Below are 18,705 nucleotides of genomic sequence, written 5' to 3'. Positions count from 1 at the left end.
CCCCCCCCCCCCCCCCGCCACATCCGCCTGACCTCGCACAGCGGCGGTCAGAACGCGCCCGCCATCCACTGGGGCGCCACCACGCCGGCCGAGCGAGGCCCCATCATCGGGACCACGGCCCAGCGCGAACGGCGCAATGTCATCGGCACGCACAGCGGCAGCTACAGCATTTACCGCGCCCTGGCCGTGGCGGCGGGCGCGCTCTCGCCCAAGCACAAGGCCGACCTCACCAACACCGCGCCCACCGACGCCATCGGCCCCTACCCGCAATGGCGCGATCCGCGCAAAATCGTCAGCCTGGACCCCTGGGGCGCGCTGGTTGCCGATGTGTACGCCCAGGACATCGCGGCGGGTGACGACATCCGCCCGACGATCGCCGTGACCAAGGCGCATGTCATCCTGCCCGAGGTCATCGAAGCCGTGCAAAAGGGTCGCCTCAAACCCGATGGACAGATCCTGACCGCCGACGGCGCGGCCTTGGTCACCAAGGCCGCCATCGAGCCTGTGTGGTGGCTGCCGGGCGTGGCCGAGCGCTTCGGCTGCAGCCTGGCCGAACTGCGCCGCGTGCTGTTCGAGGAGACCGGCGGCATGTACCCCGAACTGGTCACGCGCCCCGACCTCGAGGTTTTTCTGCCCCCCATCGGGGGCCAGACCATCTACATCTTCGGCGAGCCGCGCGACCTGGCGGACACGAATGTGGAGCTGACCGCGCGCGTGCACGACGAGTGCAACGGCTCAGACGTGTTTGGTTCCGACATCTGCACCTGCCGCCCCTACCTCACCCACGCCATCGAGGAATGCATCCGCGGCGCGCAGCCCAAGGAAGCGGGCGGACGCGGCGGCGTGGGCTTGATCGCCTACTCGCGCAAGGAAGGCCGCGCGCTGGGCGAGGTCACCAAGTTCCTGGTCTACAACGCGCGCAAGCGCCAGGTGGGCGGCGACACGGCGGACAAGTATTTCCTGCGCACCGAATGCGTGGCTGGCGTGCAGGACATGCGTTTCCAGGAGCTGATGCCCGACGTGCTGCATTGGCTGGGCATCCGCAAGATCCACCGCCTGGTCTCGATGAGCAACATGAAATACGACGCCATCACCGGCGCGGGCATCGAAGTCGGTGAGCGCGTCAACATCCCCGACGAGCTGATCCCCGCCGATGCACAGGTGGAGATGCAGGCCAAGATGGCCGCCGGTTATTTCACGCCCGGCGAGGTGCCGGACGCGGACGCACTCAAGGCCACCCAAGGCCGGGGTCTGGGAGACTGAAGCAGCATGACCCCATCCCAAGCAACACGCAGCCCGGTCCACTTGAAGGACGCGGCCACGGCGGTGGACCCGCTGGACCAGCAAGCCGCCGATCTGCTGCGCGGCACCGACGCCGTGCGGGCCCGTGCCCATGCCCTGCTGGCCCGGGCGCGCCGGGGTGAATCGGCCTGGTTCACCGTGCACGATGACGCTCTGACCCAGACTGCCGCCCTGGTGGCCGAGGTCACGCGCGAGCGCTACCCGGATCTGAAGATTCCGTACCACAGCCGCTGGCGGCATTTCGAAGCCGGTGGCGTGAACCGCGCCGCCTGGCTCAACGCCCTGTTGGGCGCGGCACCGCCGGCCGAAAAGGCGCGCACCCAGATCGATCTGGCCCTGGTCAGCGTGCTGCTGGACGCGGGCGCGGGGCCGGACTGGTCCTACCAGGAAGCCGGCGGTGGGCCTGGGGGTCAGCCTGCCATCTACGCCCGCTCCGAAGGCCTTGGGGTAGCCAGTTTCCATGCCTTCATGGCGGGCCTGTTCTCCAGCGACCATGACCATCCGCTGCAGGCCGATGCCGTGGGCCTGCAGCGGGTGACGGCCGAGACCCTGGGCGCCGCCTTCCAAGTGTCCGAGCGCAACCCGCTGGTGGGACTGGAAGGCCGCGCCGCCCTGCTGCGCCGGCTGGGTGAGGTCATGGCGGCCAACCCGGCCGTGTTCGGCCCCTCGAACCCCGCCGGCGCCACTGGGTCAACCGCGGCTTCGGCCCGCCCCGGCGGCCTGTTCGACTTCCTCGTGGGCCGAAACCCGGGCGAACTCGCGCAGCAGGTGCAGGCCCATGAGATCCTCGGCGCCCTGCTCGCCCACCTCTCACCGATCTGGCCAGCCCAGAACCGCATCGGCGACATGGCCCTGGGCGATTGCTGGCGGCACCCGGGCGTGCACGGCCCGGGACACAGCCACGGCTGGATGCCTTTCCACAAGCTCTCGCAGTGGCTCACGTATTCCCTGCTGGAACCCTTTGAATGGGCAGGTGTCACCGTGACCGGGCTGGACGCCTTGACCGGCTTGCCCGAGTACCGCAACGGCGGCCTGCTGCTGGACGCAGGTGTGCTTCGACCTCGCGCCAGCGTGCCGCCAGCAAGATCGTGGGAAGCGGGAGATGAATTCATCGTCGAGTGGCGCGCCTTGACCGTGGCCTTGCTGGACGAACTGGCCCCGCGCGTGCGCGACGTGCTGGGTCTCACCGCCGCGCAAATGCCGCTGGCCTGCGTGCTCGAAGGCGGTACTTGGGCCGCTGGCCGGGTGCTGGCACGGCGCTTGCGGGAAGGCGGCGCGCCACCGCTTAACATCGTGAGTGACGGTACCGTCTTTTAAGCATCAACGAGAGCACAGAACCATGAGCACGCCCAGCGCCCTTCCCGACAACGTTCACCTGATCACCCACCCCTTGGTCCAGCACAAGCTCACGCTGATGCGCAAGAAGGAGGCCAGCACCAACAGCTTTCGTCGGCTGCTGGGCGAGCTGGCCAGCCTGATGGCCTACGAGGTCACGCGCGACATGCCCTTGCAGGACGTCGAGATCGAGACGCCGCTGGAAACCATGACCGCCAAGGTGATCGACGGCAAGAAGCTGGTCTTCGTCTCCATCCTGCGCGCCGGCAACGGCCTGCTGGACGGCATGCTCAACGTCGTGCCCGGCGCGCGCGTGGGCCACATCGGCCTGTACCGCGACCCCAAGACCCTGGTGGCCGTGGAGTACTACTTCAAGATGCCCCAGAGCATGAACGAACGCGACATCGTCGTGGTCGATCCCATGCTGGCCACGGGCAACTCGGCCATCGCGGCCCTGGACAGACTGAAGGAGCTCAGTCCCAAGTCCATCAAGTTCGTCTGTCTGCTGACTTGCCCCGAAGGCGTCGCGGCCTTGCACGCAGCCCACCCCGACGTGCCGATCTACACCGCCGCCGTGGACCGGCAGCTCAACGACCACGGCTACATCCTGCCGGGCCTGGGTGACGCGGGCGACCGGATTTACGGCACCAAGTGAGCCGTGCGGCGCTTGCGCCGACCGGCCAGACCTATCAAGGTGTCGAGTAGCAACACCCCGATCATGGACAAGCCCAACAGCGGGTAGAGCAGCCCCAGCAACACGGCGACCCCGATCGCTCCTTGGGTGGCGCGGTCGCCGGGGCGGCGCTGCGGCGCGGCGAGCTGCCCGCGTGGCCGGCGCTTCCACCACATCGTCACGCCAGTGACCGCCAGGACGGCGATGGACAAACAGCCCGCCAGCATGAGCAGCCGGTTGATCTCACCAAACTGGCGACCCGTGTGCAGGGCGATCCCCCATTCCGTGACACGGCCCGCGATGCCGTAGTCCTTGTACCCCACGTCGGCCAGCACGGCCCCCGTGTAACGGTCCAGATGCAGCACGCGCTCGCCGCGCACATCATCGGGAAAAGACAGGGCGGTATAGACGCCTTGCGGGCCGCTGGGCAACCGGACCGGCGTGCCTGCGGGCAGGCCCTGCGTGCTGAAGATGCGCAGCGCCGCGTTCAAGCCCATATCCGGCGAGCCCGCGAGCCCATGAGCCTGGGCGACGGTTTCCGTGTCCGCGTCGGCATGGGCGGCGTCATGTCCGTGGGCATGATCCTGCTTCTCTGCTGGCACCTTGGCAGTCCCGGCGGACTGAGGAAGTGGCACCTGCTCCAGCGTCCAGGGCACAGCGGGCAGCCCCGCCAAAGGCGCGGCGGTGGGATCAGCGGGGACCGACGATGACGGCCCCGGACCCCACAGGTATTTCGGCAAACCGATGCCGAGTTCGCCGCTGATGCGCCCGAATTGCTGCCCCCAAAACGCCGACCAAGGCATGCCGGTGGCAGCCAGGAAGACGATCACCGCCGCCGCGAACAGGCCGACGATGGCATGCACGTCACGCCACCACAGGCGCTGCCTGGGCGTGCCGCGCACGCTCAAAACGCCTCCCGCTTGGGCCAGCGCGGGCTTGCCGTGCGTGCGCGGCCACCAGAGAAACACGCCGGTGACCGCGAGCACGATGGCCCAGCCAGCAACGACTTCGATCAGGTGGTTGGCCACGGGGCCAACAAGCACCAGCGAATGCAGGCGCTTGACCACTTCCATCAGCTTGCGCTCGTCACGCAGGCTGCCCAGCACCTGCCCAGTGGCCGGGTGGACGTAGACCGACACGGACTCTCCTTGCGGCGTGCGGATGCCGACCTCGGCGCTGCGGTCCGGCCCAGCGGGCGCGACGTAGCGCACGGCTTGACCCGGCACTGCGCCGAGCGCCGCTGCCACCAGCGCTTCTGCGTCCAGCACCGGCGCCGCGCTGGTCTCGACCTGCAGCAGCCCCGCGTAGACCCTCGCCTCGATCGGTTCCTTGTACAGATAGAGCGCGCCGGTGATGGCCAGCAGCAGCAGAAACGGCAAGCAGAGCAAGCCTGCATAGAAATGCCAGCGCCAGACCCGGCGGTACAAGCCATGGTCGGAGACGGACGCCACCGGGGGTGGCGTGGGCGGTGATGCTTGCGCGTTCATGGTGACGACTCCTCAGTGACTGATCTCAGAACTTCATCCGCGCGCCGACGTGGAGCGAGCGCGACTCTCCGGGAGTCAAGATGGCGTCACTGGCGGAGGCCTGGTCCTTGACCGTGAGGACGGACACATAGTTTTCGTCCGTCAGGTTGCGCACCTCGGCGAACACGTCCCAGCCCTTGCCGCTCAGGCCCGCGCGCAGGCCCAGCAAGGTGTAGCCGTCCACCTTGTAGCTGTTCTCGAAATCGGCATACCGCTCACCCACGACGTCGAAGGTCGGCCCCGCGAAAAAGCCGGCTTGGCGGTACAGCACCTCGCCCTTGAGCGCGTAGGTGGGAGCAGCGGGCAGGTCCTTGTTGCCATAGGTGCCGTCGCCGTCGAACTTGAAATGGTTGAGAGTCAGGCTCAGCAAAGGATCCATGCTGGCGCCGCCGTTCAACGCGACACGGGCACCGACCAAGGCTTCGATGCCGGCATGGACCGTGCGGTCCACATTGGTCGCCAGGCTGGTGCCAGGCGCGGAGGGATCGTCCATCGAGAGGATCTCGTTACGCAACTTGGCGTAGTACGCGGAGACATCCCAATGCCACTTGTTGGCGCCCACGGGCTGCGTGCTGCGCGTGCCGATTTCCAAGACCGTGCCTTCCATCGCATCCAGCGCCTTGTCGCCGCCGCGCACGTCGTCCTCCAGTTCATACAAGGTCGGCGCTTCATAGAGACGGCTCACGCTGGTGTAGAGCTGTGTGGCGGGCGTCAGCTGGTACATCAGGCCCGCGCGCGGATTGATGCTGTCGTAGTCCCCCTTGGGGTTATCGACCGCGCCACTCGACACCGTCACACTGCGGGCCTCGCGGCTCGCCGAGACGGCTTGGGCGCCGTACACCGCCGTCCAACGGGACGCAAACTCCCAGCGGTCCAGCAGAAACAGTTCGGTGCTTTCGGCCTGGTTGTCCACACGGTCCGAAAGGCTGCGGCTTCCTCCCGGCGTGTAACTGTAGTTGCCCCCTTCCACCTCGGTCTGCCCATAGTTCACGCCGAGCAACAGGTCGTGCGTGCCCAGGCGCTTCTGGTAGCGCAGCAAGCTGCCGAAGTTGCGTTGTTCGGTGTCGATCAGCAGGCTGAAGTAAGGGGGGGAATAAACGATGGGGTGGTAGAGCTGTTGGTTCTCGTAGGAGAAGCCCACCGTCAGGCGCGTGTCCGCGTCGATGTCCCAACTCGTTTTATTGGCCACGCGCCAGAGTTCGACGTTGTAGCGGTAGTTGCCGGTCACGTTGCTGGGGTTGGCCTGCTCGGGATCGTCCTTCCATTGCGCGCGCGTGAGGGACCCCGGCAGCTCCTGATCGTTGTTCGTGTAACTGGCGTAAAAGCGCGTGCGCACCTGATCACTCAGCTGCCAGCCAACGTTGGTGTACAGGCTCTCGCGCTCTTGGGCTTGGTGTTCACGGTAACCATCCGTGCGTCGGCCCTCCACCGAGACCAGAGCGTCCAAGTCGCCATTGACCGCGCCCACGGTGGCGCTGGCTTGGCGGTCACCATGACTGCCCAGGCTGAGCGCCACTTCAGACGCGGTGTCGCGGGCGGTGGGCGTGATGAAGTCGATCGCGCCGCCCAAGGTGCTGGCGCCATAGGCCAGCGCGTTGGCGCCGCGCGCCACGATGCCCTGGCGCATCGCCTGCGGGTCCAGCGCGCGGTTGTGGTTGTTGCCGTCGGCAGCCGTCACGGGCAGGCCGTCCTGCAAGAGCTTGATGCCGTTGCCGTCGTAATTTTTGGCGTCGAGGTTGGAGCCGCGACTGGACAGGTAGGCGCCATCGGCGGTGGTGCCCGTGGCCGTCCAGACGCCGGGCACGTAGCGCAAGGCGTCCGCGATACTGGTCACGCTGCGTTGCTTCAAGTCCTCGCTGTCCAGCAGGGTCACACCGCCGGGGGTACGGGCTTGTTCAGCGGCGAGTTCCTGGCGAAGCTCGCTTGCACCACTGTCGGCATCTTGTCCGGGAGCGGTCACGGTCACGGCGGGCAACTGCGGTGCGTTACCGGGGTTGGCCTGGCTTTGTGCCTGGGCCAGGGCGCAGGGCAACACAGCGAGCGCGCCGATCAGGGCGCGGGAATGCATCGGTTTCATGGCTTTGTCTCTATTTCTGAATGAAAGGGCGTGAGAACCCACAACGGCGCGCGCGAAAGTTCTCTGCGAAGACGGTGGCCGCCGCGCACGGGCGCACGGTCACCGTCAGAAAACAGGGGTGTCGGATTGCTCAAGGCACGCGAGCGATGCTCGGGAGTTTGGAACCCCGGGCGCAGGCGTGCTCGATATCAGGACAGGGCGCTGGGTGGGCCTTGCGCGGGCGGGGCCAGCGCATAGCGTTCCGTCGCCGCAACGCGACCTTTGACGTGCGGCGCGAGCCGCAGCGTCTCGAAGGTGAGCGGGACCGTGAGGCCCGTTTGCGGAGGCGGCGCGCCCTCGCGGCTGCCTTGTGCGCAGTACTGCGCGCACGCGGACAGAAGGTGCTTGCCATCGGTGCCCGTGGGCGCATCCAGGCCCGCGCGAAGCTCCGGGGGCAAGTCCGCCCAGATTGCCCTCGCATCGTCCTGATTGCCGCACCACCACGCCGCCTGAGCAGTCGGCGACGCCATCTGCGCGGCATGCGCGAGGGGGAGGCACAGCTGGGCCAAGCAGACCAGCCATGCCATGGCCATGCGCAAGCGCGCAAAGGAACGGCGGTGGACGGCTTGGGTCAGCATGGGCGGCGGGATTATAGTGAGCGGCCAGGTCAGGCGAGGTCAGATCGGGGCCAATTCGATCGGGATGGCGGACGTCTTGCGCGGCACTCTTCTTGCTTAGGACCCAGGTGTTTGCTTGCCCCGTTGTTGTTCTCTTCACTCACCCGTAGGAGCGCCCCATGCATTCTCACCGTCGTCCCTTGCTTGCCGGCCTGGCCCTGGCCGCACTGACCACACTGCTGTCCCCCGTGGCGCTGGCCCAAGCCAAACTCAAGGTCGCCGCGGTCTACACCGTGCCCTTCGAGCAGCAATGGGTCAGCCGCATCCACAAGGCGCTCAAGGCCGCCGAGGCGCGCGGCGAGATTGAGTACAAGGCCAGCGAGAACGTGGCCAACGCCGACTACGAACGCGTGCTGCGCGAGTACGCCACGGCGGGCAACCAGCTCATCGTGGGTGAGATCTTCGGCGTCGAGACCGCGGGCCGCAAGGTCGCCAAGGACTTCCCCAAGACCTCTTTCCTCTTCGGGTCCTCGGGCAAGCCGCAGGCACCGAACATGTCGGTGTTCGACAACTACATCCAGGAACCCGCCTACCTCACCGGCATGATTGCCGGCGGCATGACCAAGAGCAACAAGATCGGGCTCGTGGGCGGCTTTCCCATCCCGGAAGTCAACCGCCTGATGAACGCCTTCATGGAGGGCGCCAAGGAAGTGAATCCCAAGGTCGAGTTCACCGTCAGCTTCATCAACAGCTGGTTTGACCCGCCCAAGGCCAAGGAAGCCGCTTTCGCCATGATCGACAAGGGCGCGGACGTGGTGTACGCGGAACGCTTCGGCGTCTCCGACGCGGCCAAGGAACGCAAGGTTCTGGCCATCGGCAACGTGATCAACACCCAGGCCGACTACCCCGACACGGTGGTCGCTTCGGCACTCTGGCACATGGAGCCCAGCATCGACCGCGCGCTCAAGCTGGTCAAGGAAGGCAAGTTCGCCGCCGAGGACTACGGCGTCTACTCGCACATGAAGCACAAGGGCAGTTCCCTCGCGCCCCTGGGCACCTTCGAGAAGAAGGTGCCGGCTGAGCTCGCCGCCAAGGTCCGCGCCAAGGAAGCGGCCATCTACGCCGGCAAGTTCGAGGTCAAGGTCAACGACGGCCAGCCCAAATCTAGCAAGTGAACGCGGCTCCGCCCGTCCTGCGCCTGTCCGGCATCCACAAGCGTTTTGGCGCGCTGGTCGCGAACGATGGCATCTCGCTGGAGTTGAAGGCGGGCGAGGTGCTGGCCCTGCTGGGCGAGAACGGCGCGGGCAAATCCACGCTGGTGTCCATCCTCTTTGGGCACTACGTGGCCGACGAAGGCCATGTGGAGGTCTTCGGCCAGCGCCTGCCCCCCGGCAAGCCGCAGGCGGCACTGGCGGCGGGGATTGGCATGGTGCATCAGCACTTCACCCTGGCCGACAACCTGTCCGTGCTGGACAACGTGATGTTGGGCACCGAGCCGCTGTGGCAGTTGTACACGCGCCGCTCGGCCGCGCGCCAGAAGCTGCTGGCCACCGCCGAGCGTTTCGGCCTGACCGTCGACCCCGAGGCTCGCGTGGGCACGCTCTCGGTCGGTGAACGCCAGCGTGTGGAGATCCTCAAGGCCCTGGTGCGTGGGGCGCGCATCCTGATCTTGGACGAGCCCACGGCAGTGCTCACGCCACAGGAAAGCGAGGCCCTGTTCGCGACGCTGGGCCAGATGGTCACGCAAGGTCTTTCCCTCGTGTTCATCAGTCACAAGCTGGGCGAGGTGCTGCGCGTTTCGCATCGCGTGGCCGTGCTGCGCGCGGGTCGGCTGGTGGCCGAGGCGCCGACGCGCGAGACCACCCAGGCTCAGCTCGCGTCGTGGATGGTCGGGCATGACGTCGCCGTGGCGCGGCGGCGCCCAGCCGCGCGCTCGGCGGGGGCAGCGGTCTGCGTGCTGGACCGGGTTTTCAGCCAGGACGGTTTGCGCGATGTCTCGCTGAATTTGCGGGCGGGTGAAATCGTCGCGGTGGCGGGTGTCTCCGGCAACGGCCAGGCGGCCCTCGCCGATTTGCTTTGCGGTGTCAGCCAGGTGGATCGGGGTTCGGTCACGCTGCGGGGTCTACCCTTGCGGCCCGAGCCCGCCTGGCTGGTGCGCCAGGGCGTGGCCCGCATCCCCGAAGACCGGCACGCGGCCGGTGTGGTGGGCGACCTGCCGCTGTGGGAAAACGCCGTCTCCGAGCGGCTGCGTACCCCCTTCTTCAGTTGGAAAGCCTTGGTTGTGCGACGCAGCGCGGCGCGTGCCCACGCGCGACGATTGGTCCAGGCCTTCGACGTGCGCGGTGGCGGTCTGGACGCCCCGGCGCGCGCGCTGTCCGGCGGCAACATGCAAAAGCTCATCCTCGGCCGCGCCCTGCTCGTGCCCGATGAACGAGCACCCCGCCTCAGCGCCGTGCTGCCTCAAGGCGAGGCCGCCCCCTCGGGGGGCAACGAACCACGCGCAGCGGGGAGCGCGGGGGCGCCTATTCTCATCGTCGCCCACCAACCCACCTGGGGTCTGGACATTGGCGCGGTGGCCTATGTCCACGACCAGCTCATCGCCGCGCGGGACGCGGGTGCGGCGGTGCTGCTGATTTCCGACGACCTGGACGAAGTCCTGACCCTGGGCGACCGGGTGGCGGTTATGCACGCGGGCCGATTGAGCGCGGCGCGTCAGGCCGAGGACTGGACGCGTGAGGCCATCGGCCTGGCCATGGCCGGTGTCAGCGAGAGCGAGGAGCGCGTCGCGGCATGAGACTCGAAAAACGCGGTCACGCATCCGCCCTCGCCCTGCTGCTAGCCCCTTGCGCCGCGATCGCATTCACCATGGCGATCAGCAGCTTGTTGGTGCTCTGGGCCGGCGCGCCGGTGGCGCGGACCTTCGGCCTGCTGTTCCAGGGTGCCTTCGGCTCGGTCTTCGCCTGGAGCGAGACGCTGACCCGGGCGATCCCGCTCATCTTCACTGGGCTGTCAGTCACGGTGGCCTTCAAGGCGCGTCTGTTCAACATCGGCGCCGAGGGGCAGCTCTACGCGGGCGCGCTGGCGGCCATCGCCGTGGGCGGTCTGCACGGCGGCACGGGGTTCGCGCTGTCGCCCTGGCTGCTGTTCCCGCTGATGTTGCTCGCGGCGGCACTGGCGGGCGCCCTGCTGCTGCTGGGCCCCGCGCTGCTGAAAAACAAGCTGGGCGTGGACGAGGTTGTCACGACCTTGCTGCTGAACTTCATCGTGCTGCTGGGCGTCTCGGCCCTGCTCGATGGTCCCATGAAAGACCCGCTGGCCCTGGGCTGGCCGCAAAGCGTTGCCTTGCAGGGCGAACTCGAGCTGGCCAAGCTGATTCCCCAGACCCGCGTCCATACCGGCTTGCTGCTCGGGCTCGTTTTGGCTGGGTTGACTTGGGCATTCTTCAAGCACACCACGCCGGGTTTCGACCTCCGAGCGGTGGGGGCCAACCCGCGCGCCGCGGCCTTCGCGGGCGTGCGCGTCACGCGCACCGTGGTGCTCACCGCCCTGCTCTCGGGCGCGCTCGCGGGCCTAGCCGGGGCCATTGAGGTGGCAGGCCGCACCAGCTACGTCACGCTGGACATGTCACCCGGCTACGGCTACAGCGGCATCGTGATCGCCATGCTGGCCGGCCTGCACCCGCTGGGCGTGCTGCTCGCCAGCCTGTTCGTGGCGGGCGTGCTGGTCGGCGCGGACAGCATGAGCCGCGCCATCGCCGTGCCCACCTACATCGCCGACGTGATCGTCGCCACGGCCCTGCTGGCCGTGCTGGTCGCGGCGCTGTTCACCCAGTACCGGGTGCGGTGGAAATGATGCGCGCCAACAGGCTGTCCCAAGGCGCAACGGCCCCATCGGGGGGCAGCGCCCCCCACGCCGTGGGGAAGCGTGGGGGATCACGATGGACATCCTGATCAACCCCGATTTCTGGAGCGCGGTGCTGCGCATCGGCACACCGCTCATCCTCGGCACGCTGGGCGTGCTGCTGTGCGAGCGCGCGGGCGTGCTCAACCTGGGCATTGAAGGCATCCTGGTCGCGGGCGCCTTCACGGGCTGGCTCGCCGTGTACCTGGGCATGCCCTTGTGGGGTGGCGTGTTGGTGGCCGCGCTCACGGGCATGGCCTTCGGTCTGCTGCATGCCGCGCTCACGGTGGGCTTGGCGCTGTCACAGCATGTCTCGGGCTTGGGCATCACCTTGCTGGCCACATCGTTGAGTTATTACGGCTACCGCGTCAGTTTTCCGCAGGTCAGCACCCCGCCCACCGTGACGCCCTTCAGCCCGATGCAGGACTGGCCCCTGCTCGGGCAGATCCCCGTGCTGTCCGCGCAAACGCCGCTGACCTTGCTCGCCCTGGCGCTCGTGCCCCTGCTGGCCTATGGCCTGTACCGCACCCCCCTGGGCCTGGCGGTGCGGATGACTGGCGAGAACCCGCAAGCGGCCGAGGGCCAGGGCATCGCGGTGGCGGCCGTGCGCACAGGGGCCATCGTCGCGGGCTCCGCCCTGATGGGCGTGGCGGGTTCCTTCCTTACCCTCTCTGCTTTCAACGCCTTCTACTTCAACATGGTCAATGGGCGCGGCTGGATCTGCCTGGCCCTGGTCGTGTTCGCGTCGTGGCGGCCGGGCAAGGCCCTGCTGGGGGCCCTGCTGTTCGCTTTCTTCGACGCACTGCAACTGCGCCTGCAGCAGTCCGGCGACGCCTGGCTGCCCTACCAGCTCTACCTGATGCTGCCCTACGCCCTGTCCATCCTCGCGCTCGTGCTGGTGGCGCGCAGGGCAGCGTATCCGCAGGCCTTGATGAAACCCTATCGCAAGGGCGAGCGATGAGCCTGGCCGACACGGAGCCCACCGCCTTGCCTCACGCCGTTCTGGCGCGGTGGCAATTCACCGCGGTCGACGACGGCAACACCACCGTGCTGCCAGACGGCTGTCGTGACCTCATCCTGAATGTCGATGCGCTGGGGCGTCCACGCTGGCATGTGTCGCCCTTGACCGATGCCGTGGTCGAAGTCCCCGGACAAGCGGGCGAACATTGGCTCGGCTACCGCATGCAGCCCGGTGCCCTTTTGGATACGGAGGGGCTGCTGCGAGCGGTGTGCGCGATGAAGCGTCCCGAACTTGACGAGCGTGACGGCCATCACGGGAATCACGGACATGGCCAGCGTGACCCACACCGCTTCCCACCGGAGCCATCCTCCGGCCCGAGCTTGCGTCCACCGGACTGGATGAATGCCGAACTGGAACGCACCGTGCTGGAAGCCATGGCGGAGCACACGCGGCTGGACGTTCGCATACAAGAGGCGCTGCACACCTTGGCGCACGCGCGCAGCGTGGCCCACGCCACCAGAGCGCTGAAGGTTTCAGAAAGGAGCCTGGAACGGCTGACGCGACAGACCACCGCACGGCCGCCTCGCTTCTGGCTGGCTTTGGCACGTGTGCGCCGGGCCGTTAGGGACCTGGGCAGCACGCGGCCACTGGTGGAGATCGCGGCCGACCATGGTTACGCCGATCAAGCGCATTTCAGCCGGGAGTGCCAGCGTTGGCTGGGGCAAACGCCGTCGATGCTGCGGCGCGATCCAACCTCGCTGATCACCGCGACCCAGGCAGGCTATGGCTGAGCCGGTGTTCTGGCGTCGCGGCGCCTGGAGTGAAGAGGGACGTGAACAGGCTCGTGGTCAGAACCTTGGACCTGACCTTGGACAGGACACCCGCGCCGCGTCACGCCGCCGCCGTCGGGGCCATGGGCGTGCACAGTTCGACCAGAACACCATTGAGGTCGGCCACATACGCCACGGTCTGACCCCAGGGCATGCGCTCTGGTGCTTGGACCAGCCGCGCGCCCGCGTCGACGGCACGCCGCACGGCGGCAGCGACATCGGCCGTGGTGAAAGCGATTTCGAAGCTTGGCGCGTCGGCGCAGGCCCGCTGGGGGTTCTTTCCCAGCTCACGCATCAGGCGCAAGGACGAAAACGCCAGGGCCGTCGCGCCGGTGTCGAGTTCCCCAAAATCGCCCGACTCGTGCAGGAAGCGGCGAGTGAGGCCGAAAGCGGCCTCGTAGAAATCGAGGGTTCCAGGAACGTCTTCCACATAGAGAATGGTGTAGCCGAATTGCATGTTGATGGCCTTTGTATGTCGTCTTTGACCATGTGCTGACGTGAACAATGAAAGCACCTGGCGAGGCACGTAGCTTAGGCGTTTGCAGCCCTTGCGTCTTGAACAAACCCGACACCGCCCATGCTTGACCTGCTCATCACCCATGCCCGCTTGCCCGATGGGCGCGAGAACTTCTCCATCGCCGTGCAAGGCGGCAAGATTGTCGAGGTCCGAGAAGGACTGAGCCCCGACAACGCGCCGGCAAGAGAAATCGTGGACGCCCAAGGCTGGCTGCTTTCGCCACCCTTTGTCGATCCGCACTTCCACATGGACGCCACGCTGTCTTACGGTCTGCCGCGCGTCAACGCCAGCGGCACCCTGCTCGAGGGCATCGCCCTCTGGGGCGAACTCAAACCGCTGTTGACCGAGCAAGCCCTGGTCGAGCGCGCCCTGGCCTATTGCGACTGGGCGGTGGCGCGCGGCCTGCTGGCCATCCGCAGCCATGTGGACACCAGCGACCCCAGCCTGCTGCCCGTGCGCGCCATGCTGGAAGTCAAAAAGCAGGTCGCGCCCTACCTCGACCTGCAGCTCGTGGCCTTTCCGCAGGACGGCGTGCTGAGAACGCCCGGTGGCTTGGACAACCTCCGGCGTGCGCTGGACCTGGGCGTGGACGTGGTGGGCGGCATCCCGCATTTCGAGCGCACCATGGCCGATGGCGCGGCCAGCGTGAAACTGCTGTGCGAAATCGCCGCCCAGCGCGGCCTGCTGGTGGACATGCACTGCGACGAGTCGGACGACCCGCTCTCGCGCCACATCGAGACCCTGGCCTATGAAACCCAACGCCTCGGCCTGCACGGTCGTGTGAATGGCTCGCACCTGACCTCCATGCACAGCATGGACAACTACTACGTGAGCAAACTCATCCCGCTGATCGCGGAAAGCGGCGTCAGCGCGGTGGCCAACCCGCTGATCAACATCACCCTGCAAGGCCGGCACGACACCTATCCGAAACGCCGCGGCATGACCCGCGTTCCCGAGCTGATGGCCGCGGGCGTGAACGTGGCTTTCGGCCACGACTGCGTGATGGACCCCTGGTACTCCCTGGGCAGCGCCGACATGCTGGACGTGGCCCACATGGGCCTGCACGTGGCGCAGATGACCAGCCAGGCCGGCATGCGCACCTGCTTTGATGCGGTCACGACGAACGCGGCCAAGGTGATGCACTTGCCTGCTTACGGCCTCGAACCCGGCAAGGACGCGAGCTTCGTGCTGCTGCAAGCGCGCGACGTGGTGGAGGCCATCCGCCTGCGCCCCGCCCGCCTCGGTGTCTGGCGCAAAGGGACGCTGCTGGCGCGCACGCCTGAGCAACGCAGCAGCCTCACCCTGCCGGGCCGCGCGCCCACGACGCTGTCGCCGGGTTTGCGCGCCTGATCACGCGCGAAGCACGACACGGCGCACGGGTCGGGGATTCGTCAGCGGGCTTCCTTGGCGACCTGTCGTGAAATATTCACGGTCCTGCGCGTTTACAGCCTCAATCGGCGCATTTCCGAGACGGGGCTTGGATGCACCGCGCTGATGCGTGCACAATCTGACAGCGCTGTCCATACAGGCTCGTACCTGGCGTTCGCGCCGGTGTTTTCCCTGCTTCGCTTGCGTTTTTCCCATGGTCCCCTCGCCTGATCTGCTCACGCCCAGCTACGACCCCTGGGTCGTGGCGCTGTCTTACCTGATCGCGAGCTTCGCCTCCTACACCGCGCTGGACCTGGCGCGCCGCGTGCGCACGCCCCACCTCTCGGTGGCGCGTGGCTGGTGGCTCAGCGGAACCATCGTCATGGGCACCGGCATCTGGGCCATGCACTTCGTGGGCATGCTGGCCATGGACCTGCCCATCACCATCGGTTATGACTACGCCATCACCAGCCTGTCCTGGCTGGCCGCGGTGGCAGCCTCGGGCGTGGCGCTGCACATCGCCAGCGATCCCGAACTCAGCTGGCGCCGGGTGACACGCGGCGCCCTCATCATGGGCGGCGGCATCTGCGCCATGCACTACCTGGGCATGCAAGCGCTGGTGATGGCGCCGCCGATTCAATGGTCGGTTCTCTGGGTGACGATCTCCATCGTGATCGCGATCGGTGCCTCGGCGGCGTCCTTGCTGATCTTCTTTGGACTGCGCAAGCTGCAGGGGCGGACCGCCGTCTTGGGACAGATCGGCGCCGCCTTGCTGATGGGCTTGGCGATCTGCGGCATGCACTACAGCGGCATGGCGGCGGCGTCTTTCCCCAAGGGTGCCATCTGCCTCAGCGCGGACCAGCTCGGCGGCATGGGTCTGAGCGCGGTCATCGCCGCCGCCACCGGTGTGCTGCTGCTGCTCGCGACCATCACCTCCATGATCGACGCGCACATGCAGACGCAAACCGCGCTGCTGGCCGCCTCGCTCAAGAACAGCAACAACCAGCTCAAGGAGCAGTCCCTGCGCGACGGGCTGACCGGCTTGCCCAACCGGCGCATGCTGGACGAGCGCCTGCGCCTGGCGGTTGAGCGCAGTGAACGCGACGGACACAGCTTCGCCCTGCTTTTCGTGGACCTGGATGGCTTCAAGCCGGTCAACGATTCCTTTGGACACCGCTTTGGCGACGACGTGCTGCGCGAGATGGCCCGCCGCTTGACGGCGCATCTGCGCGCCATCGACGCCGTGGCGCGGGTCGGTGGTGATGAGTTCGTCATCCTGCTGGACAACCAGGGCGACGCCGATGCCATCGCGCGGATCGCGCGCCGCATCATCGACGACGTGTCGGCCGTGGTGCGCGGCGGTGACGAGGACAGCCCGCAAGAGGTGCGCCTGTCCTGCTCCATCGGCATCGCCCGTTTCCCGCGTGACGGCGCGGCCGACCAGCTGCTGGTTCAAGCCGACGCGGCCATGCACGCGGCCAAACGAGCGGGGGGTGCGCATTTCGTCTTTTACGAGCCGCACATGAGCGCGCGCGCCAAGGAACAGCTGGAACTGCAGCGCGACCTGCGCCAAGCCCTGACGCGCGACGGCGAACTGGAATTGCATTACCAACCCAAGATCAGCGCGCGCGACGGCAGCCTCACGGGCGTCGAGGCGCTGACGCGTTGGCGCCACCCCGAACGCGGCCAGTTGGGACCCGGCATTTTCATCCCGGTGGCCGAGCGGTTCGGGCTGATCAATGCCCTGGGCGCCTGGGTGATCGAGCAAGCCTGTATCCAGGCCGTGGCATGGCGAGATCAAGGCCAGCCCTTGGCCGTGGCCGTCAACCTGTCGGTGCACCAACTGCGCCAGGCTGACCTGGCCGAGCGCACCGCGGAACTGCTGGCGAAGCACGGGCTGGACCCGGCCCTGCTGAGTTTCGAGGTGACCGAATCCGTGGCCATGGAAGACACCGGCCACACGCTGCGTGTCTTCGAGCAACTGGGCGAGATCGGCATCCAGCTGTCGATCGACGACTTCGGCACGGGCTATTCCAGCCTGTCCTACCTGCGCCAGCTCGACGCCGACCAGCTCAAGATCGACCAGAGTTTCGTGCGTGACCTGGAACACAGCGCGGACGCGCGCGCCATCGTGCAGGCCGTGGTCAGCCTGGCGCATGCGCTAGGACTGTCCGTGATCGCCGAAGGCGTGGAAACCGAAGGTCAGCGCGACATCCTCTCTGCCCTGGGCTGCGACGAGTTGCAAGGCTATTTCTATGCGCGCCCGATGCCGGCCTCCGCGCTGGAGGACTGGCGCCAGAACCGGTCAACACCCGCGCCGAGGGACGCTGACCTGCCCCACTGACCCCTGAGGCACTGAGTCTCCCGGCGGGCCTCTGTCAATGCAAGCCTGTGCCCTGACGCAGTTCCCGCCGCAATTTCTCACCCACATCGGGCCGCGCGGCGAAGGGGTCTGGCGGGTTGTGCTGGCCCACGATGGCCTCCATGCGTTCGCGCACGTTGCCCAGCGCCTGGGGGTGGCTGTAGATGTAGAAGGCGCCACTGGCCACGGCCTCGAACACCGCGGCCGCGACTTGCGCCGCCGTGACCTTGCCCGAGTTGACGGCCTTGTCGTTCATGGCCTGGCCGATGCGCTGGCTGCGCGTGACGTGGCCGGCGGCCAGATCACGCGGGCGGTTGCGCTCGCTGCTGCTGATGCCGGTGGGCACGAAGTACGGACACAGCACCGAGGCACCAACTTGGTCGCTCACCAGGGCCAGATCCTGGTACAGCGTTTCGGTCAGCGCGACCACGGCGTGCTTGCTCACGTTGTAAACGCCCATGTTCGGCGGTGTCAGCAAGCCCGCCATGCTGGCCGTGTTGACGATGTGGCCGCGCCAATTTGGGTCGCGGCCCGCGGCCTCCAGCATCATCGGCGTGAAGACGCGCACGCCATGGATCACGCCCCACAGGTTGACGCCCAGCACCCACTGCCAATCGGCCACGCTGTTCTCCCAAACCAGGCCGCCCGCCCCCACACCCGCGTTGTTGAAAACGAGATGGGGCGCGCCAAAACGTTCCTGCACGGCTGCGGCCAAGGTCCCCATCTGCTCGGCATCGGACACGTCCACGCGGCGCGCCAGCACCTCGGCCCCCGCGCCTTGCAGTTCGGCGGTGGCCCGGTCCAGCGCGTCCTGCTGCACGTCGACCAGCACGAGCTTCATGCCACGCGCGGCGCCAATGCGTGCGCATTCCAGGCCGAAGCCCGACGCCGCGCCCGTGAGCACGGCCACCTTGCCCTTGAAATCCGGAATCATGACGCTGTCTCCTTGTCCTTGTGGTTGAGCGCGCCCATCATCCGACAGTCCACTGCGCTATGCAGTCACCTGTGTTGCCTGTGGTGTGTTTTCAAGCAACTTCACCAGGGTCCACAAGGCGCGGTTCACCGGCGTGGGCACGCCCAGGGCCGCGCCGCGACGCGCCACGTGCCCGTTGAGGTGGTCGATCTCGCTGGGCTTGCCGCGCATCAGGTCCTGCGCGGTGGACGAATACTGGCCGGGCATGGTTTCGGCGATGCGGCGCACGGCCAATTCCGTGGCTTGCTTGCCGCCGGGGATCGTCACGCCATCGGCGGCCGCCCC

General features: G+C 67.3%; 16 protein-coding genes. 10 read left to right on the top strand and 6 right to left on the bottom strand.

All coding sequences use genetic code 11. From position 1 onward, the window contains the following. Positions 1-21: 21 nt before the first annotated feature. Genes HGR_RS11145 through upp form a run of 3 tightly spaced genes read left to right on the top strand, consistent with a single transcriptional unit; the run spans position 22 to position 3,292 of the window. Complete coding sequence (locus HGR_RS11145) at positions 22-1,263, top strand: GTP cyclohydrolase II (protein WP_237701407.1); 1,242 nt, start codon at positions 22-24, stop codon at positions 1,261-1,263. A 6-nt stretch (positions 1,264-1,269) separates the two neighbouring features. Beyond that, positions 1,270-2,619, top strand: coding sequence for a URC4/urg3 family protein (locus tag HGR_RS11140; protein WP_081463522.1), 1,350 nt, complete (start codon positions 1,270-1,272; stop codon positions 2,617-2,619). Between the two features lie 22 nt (positions 2,620-2,641). Continuing rightward, positions 2,642-3,292 carry a uracil phosphoribosyltransferase gene (gene upp / locus HGR_RS11135; RefSeq protein WP_006298349.1) on the top strand — a complete coding sequence of 217 codons (651 nt, stop codon included), beginning with the start codon at positions 2,642-2,644 and terminating at the stop codon, positions 3,290-3,292. Here upp and HGR_RS11130 read toward each other — a convergent pair. The 3 genes from HGR_RS11130 to HGR_RS11120 all read right to left on the bottom strand — a co-directional run bounded on the left by HGR_RS11130 (position 3,277) and on the right by HGR_RS11120 (position 7,530). Next, positions 3,277-4,797, bottom strand: a complete 1,521-nt coding sequence (locus HGR_RS11130) for a PepSY-associated TM helix domain-containing protein (RefSeq protein WP_006298348.1) — start codon at positions 4,795-4,797, stop codon at positions 3,277-3,279. The genes upp and HGR_RS11130 overlap by 16 nt on opposite strands. A 25-nt stretch (positions 4,798-4,822) precedes the next feature. Further along, positions 4,823-6,913 carry a TonB-dependent receptor family protein gene (locus HGR_RS11125; RefSeq protein ID WP_138922486.1) on the bottom strand — a complete coding sequence of 697 codons (2,091 nt, stop codon included), beginning with the start codon at positions 6,911-6,913 and terminating at the stop codon, positions 4,823-4,825. Between the two features lie 188 nt (positions 6,914-7,101). After that, positions 7,102-7,530, bottom strand: a complete 429-nt coding sequence (locus HGR_RS11120; RefSeq protein ID WP_006298346.1) for a hypothetical protein — start codon at positions 7,528-7,530, stop codon at positions 7,102-7,104. Positions 7,531-7,688: 158 nt separating this feature from the next. Between HGR_RS11120 and HGR_RS11115 the strand changes: the two genes are divergently transcribed. From HGR_RS11115 to HGR_RS11095, 5 genes are all read left to right on the top strand, one after another. Further along, positions 7,689-8,684, top strand: a complete 996-nt coding sequence (locus tag HGR_RS11115) for a BMP family protein (protein ID WP_006298345.1) — start codon at positions 7,689-7,691, stop codon at positions 8,682-8,684. Then, positions 8,681-10,303: an ABC transporter ATP-binding protein gene (locus tag HGR_RS11110; protein WP_006298344.1), complete on the top strand. Its 1,623-nt coding sequence runs from the start codon at positions 8,681-8,683 to the stop codon at positions 10,301-10,303. Before HGR_RS11115 ends, HGR_RS11110 begins: the two co-directional genes overlap by 4 nt. Beyond that, on the top strand, positions 10,300-11,361 hold the full coding sequence (locus HGR_RS11105; RefSeq protein ID WP_006298343.1) for an ABC transporter permease: 1,062 nt from the start codon (positions 10,300-10,302) through the stop codon (positions 11,359-11,361). Before HGR_RS11110 ends, HGR_RS11105 begins: the two co-directional genes overlap by 4 nt. Positions 11,362-11,446: 85 nt before the next feature. Then, positions 11,447-12,370 carry an ABC transporter permease gene (locus tag HGR_RS11100; protein WP_006298342.1) on the top strand — a complete coding sequence of 308 codons (924 nt, stop codon included), beginning with the start codon at positions 11,447-11,449 and terminating at the stop codon, positions 12,368-12,370. Further along, positions 12,367-13,161, top strand: a complete 795-nt coding sequence (locus tag HGR_RS11095; RefSeq protein WP_006298341.1) for a helix-turn-helix domain-containing protein — start codon at positions 12,367-12,369, stop codon at positions 13,159-13,161. The genes HGR_RS11100 and HGR_RS11095 overlap by 4 nt, the downstream gene beginning before the upstream one ends. A 100-nt stretch (positions 13,162-13,261) precedes the next feature. On the opposite strand, the gene HGR_RS11090 is transcribed toward HGR_RS11095, so the two are convergent. Next, positions 13,262-13,657 carry a VOC family protein gene (locus HGR_RS11090; RefSeq protein WP_006298340.1) on the bottom strand — a complete coding sequence of 132 codons (396 nt, stop codon included), beginning with the start codon at positions 13,655-13,657 and terminating at the stop codon, positions 13,262-13,264. A 120-nt stretch (positions 13,658-13,777) separates the two neighbouring features. Here HGR_RS11090 and HGR_RS11085 point away from each other — a divergent pair, with 120 nt between their 5' ends. Both HGR_RS11085 and HGR_RS11080 read left to right on the top strand, forming a co-directional pair. Further along, a complete protein-coding gene (locus HGR_RS11085) occupies positions 13,778-15,067 on the top strand; it encodes an amidohydrolase family protein (RefSeq protein ID WP_006298339.1) in 1,290 nt (429 codons plus the stop codon). Between the two features lie 232 nt (positions 15,068-15,299). Further along, positions 15,300-17,429, top strand: coding sequence for a putative bifunctional diguanylate cyclase/phosphodiesterase (locus HGR_RS11080; protein WP_006298338.1), 2,130 nt, complete (start codon positions 15,300-15,302; stop codon positions 17,427-17,429). Positions 17,430-17,463: 34 nt separating this feature from the next. Here the strand turns inward: HGR_RS11080 and HGR_RS11075 are convergent, their stop codons facing one another. Further along, complete coding sequence (locus HGR_RS11075) at positions 17,464-18,381, bottom strand: SDR family oxidoreductase (protein WP_006298337.1); 918 nt, start codon at positions 18,379-18,381, stop codon at positions 17,464-17,466. A 57-nt stretch (positions 18,382-18,438) separates the two neighbouring features. Continuing rightward, positions 18,439-18,705 (bottom strand): ketopantoate reductase family protein (locus HGR_RS11070; RefSeq protein WP_006298336.1); only part of this gene is annotated, 267 nt, incomplete at its 5' end.

The sequence above is a fragment of the Hylemonella gracilis ATCC 19624 genome (assembly GCF_000211835.1).
In the GTDB taxonomy this organism is placed as follows: Bacteria; Pseudomonadota; Gammaproteobacteria; order Burkholderiales; family Burkholderiaceae_C; genus Hylemonella; species Hylemonella gracilis.
The sequence above is the reverse complement of the archived record's forward strand: the minus strand, read 5'-3'. Positions and strand labels throughout refer to the sequence as shown.

What these genes read in the sequence shown, in the direction of transcription:
- HGR_RS11115 (WP_006298345.1), top strand. Translation starts at nt 7,689, where the DNA reads ATGCATTCTCACCGTCGTCCCTTGCTTGCCGGCCTGGCCCTGGCCGCA.
- HGR_RS11130 (WP_006298348.1), bottom strand. Translation starts at nt 4,797, where the DNA reads ATGAACGCGCAAGCATCACCGCCCACGCCACCCCCGGTGGCGTCCGTC.
- upp (WP_006298349.1), top strand. Translation starts at nt 2,642, where the DNA reads ATGAGCACGCCCAGCGCCCTTCCCGACAACGTTCACCTGATCACCCAC.
- HGR_RS11075 (WP_006298337.1), bottom strand. Translation starts at nt 18,381, where the DNA reads ATGATTCCGGATTTCAAGGGCAAGGTGGCCGTGCTCACGGGCGCGGCG.
- HGR_RS11095 (WP_006298341.1), top strand. Translation starts at nt 12,367, where the DNA reads ATGAGCCTGGCCGACACGGAGCCCACCGCCTTGCCTCACGCCGTTCTG.
- HGR_RS11105 (WP_006298343.1), top strand. Translation starts at nt 10,300, where the DNA reads ATGAGACTCGAAAAACGCGGTCACGCATCCGCCCTCGCCCTGCTGCTA.
- HGR_RS11085 (WP_006298339.1), top strand. Translation starts at nt 13,778, where the DNA reads ATGCTTGACCTGCTCATCACCCATGCCCGCTTGCCCGATGGGCGCGAG.
- HGR_RS11140 (WP_081463522.1), top strand. Translation starts at nt 1,270, where the DNA reads ATGACCCCATCCCAAGCAACACGCAGCCCGGTCCACTTGAAGGACGCG.
- HGR_RS11125 (WP_138922486.1), bottom strand. Translation starts at nt 6,913, where the DNA reads ATGAAACCGATGCATTCCCGCGCCCTGATCGGCGCGCTCGCTGTGTTG.
- HGR_RS11100 (WP_006298342.1), top strand. Translation starts at nt 11,447, where the DNA reads ATGGACATCCTGATCAACCCCGATTTCTGGAGCGCGGTGCTGCGCATC.
- HGR_RS11080 (WP_006298338.1), top strand. Translation starts at nt 15,300, where the DNA reads ATGGTCCCCTCGCCTGATCTGCTCACGCCCAGCTACGACCCCTGGGTC.
- HGR_RS11090 (WP_006298340.1), bottom strand. Translation starts at nt 13,657, where the DNA reads ATGCAATTCGGCTACACCATTCTCTATGTGGAAGACGTTCCTGGAACC.
- HGR_RS11120 (WP_006298346.1), bottom strand. Translation starts at nt 7,530, where the DNA reads ATGCTGACCCAAGCCGTCCACCGCCGTTCCTTTGCGCGCTTGCGCATG.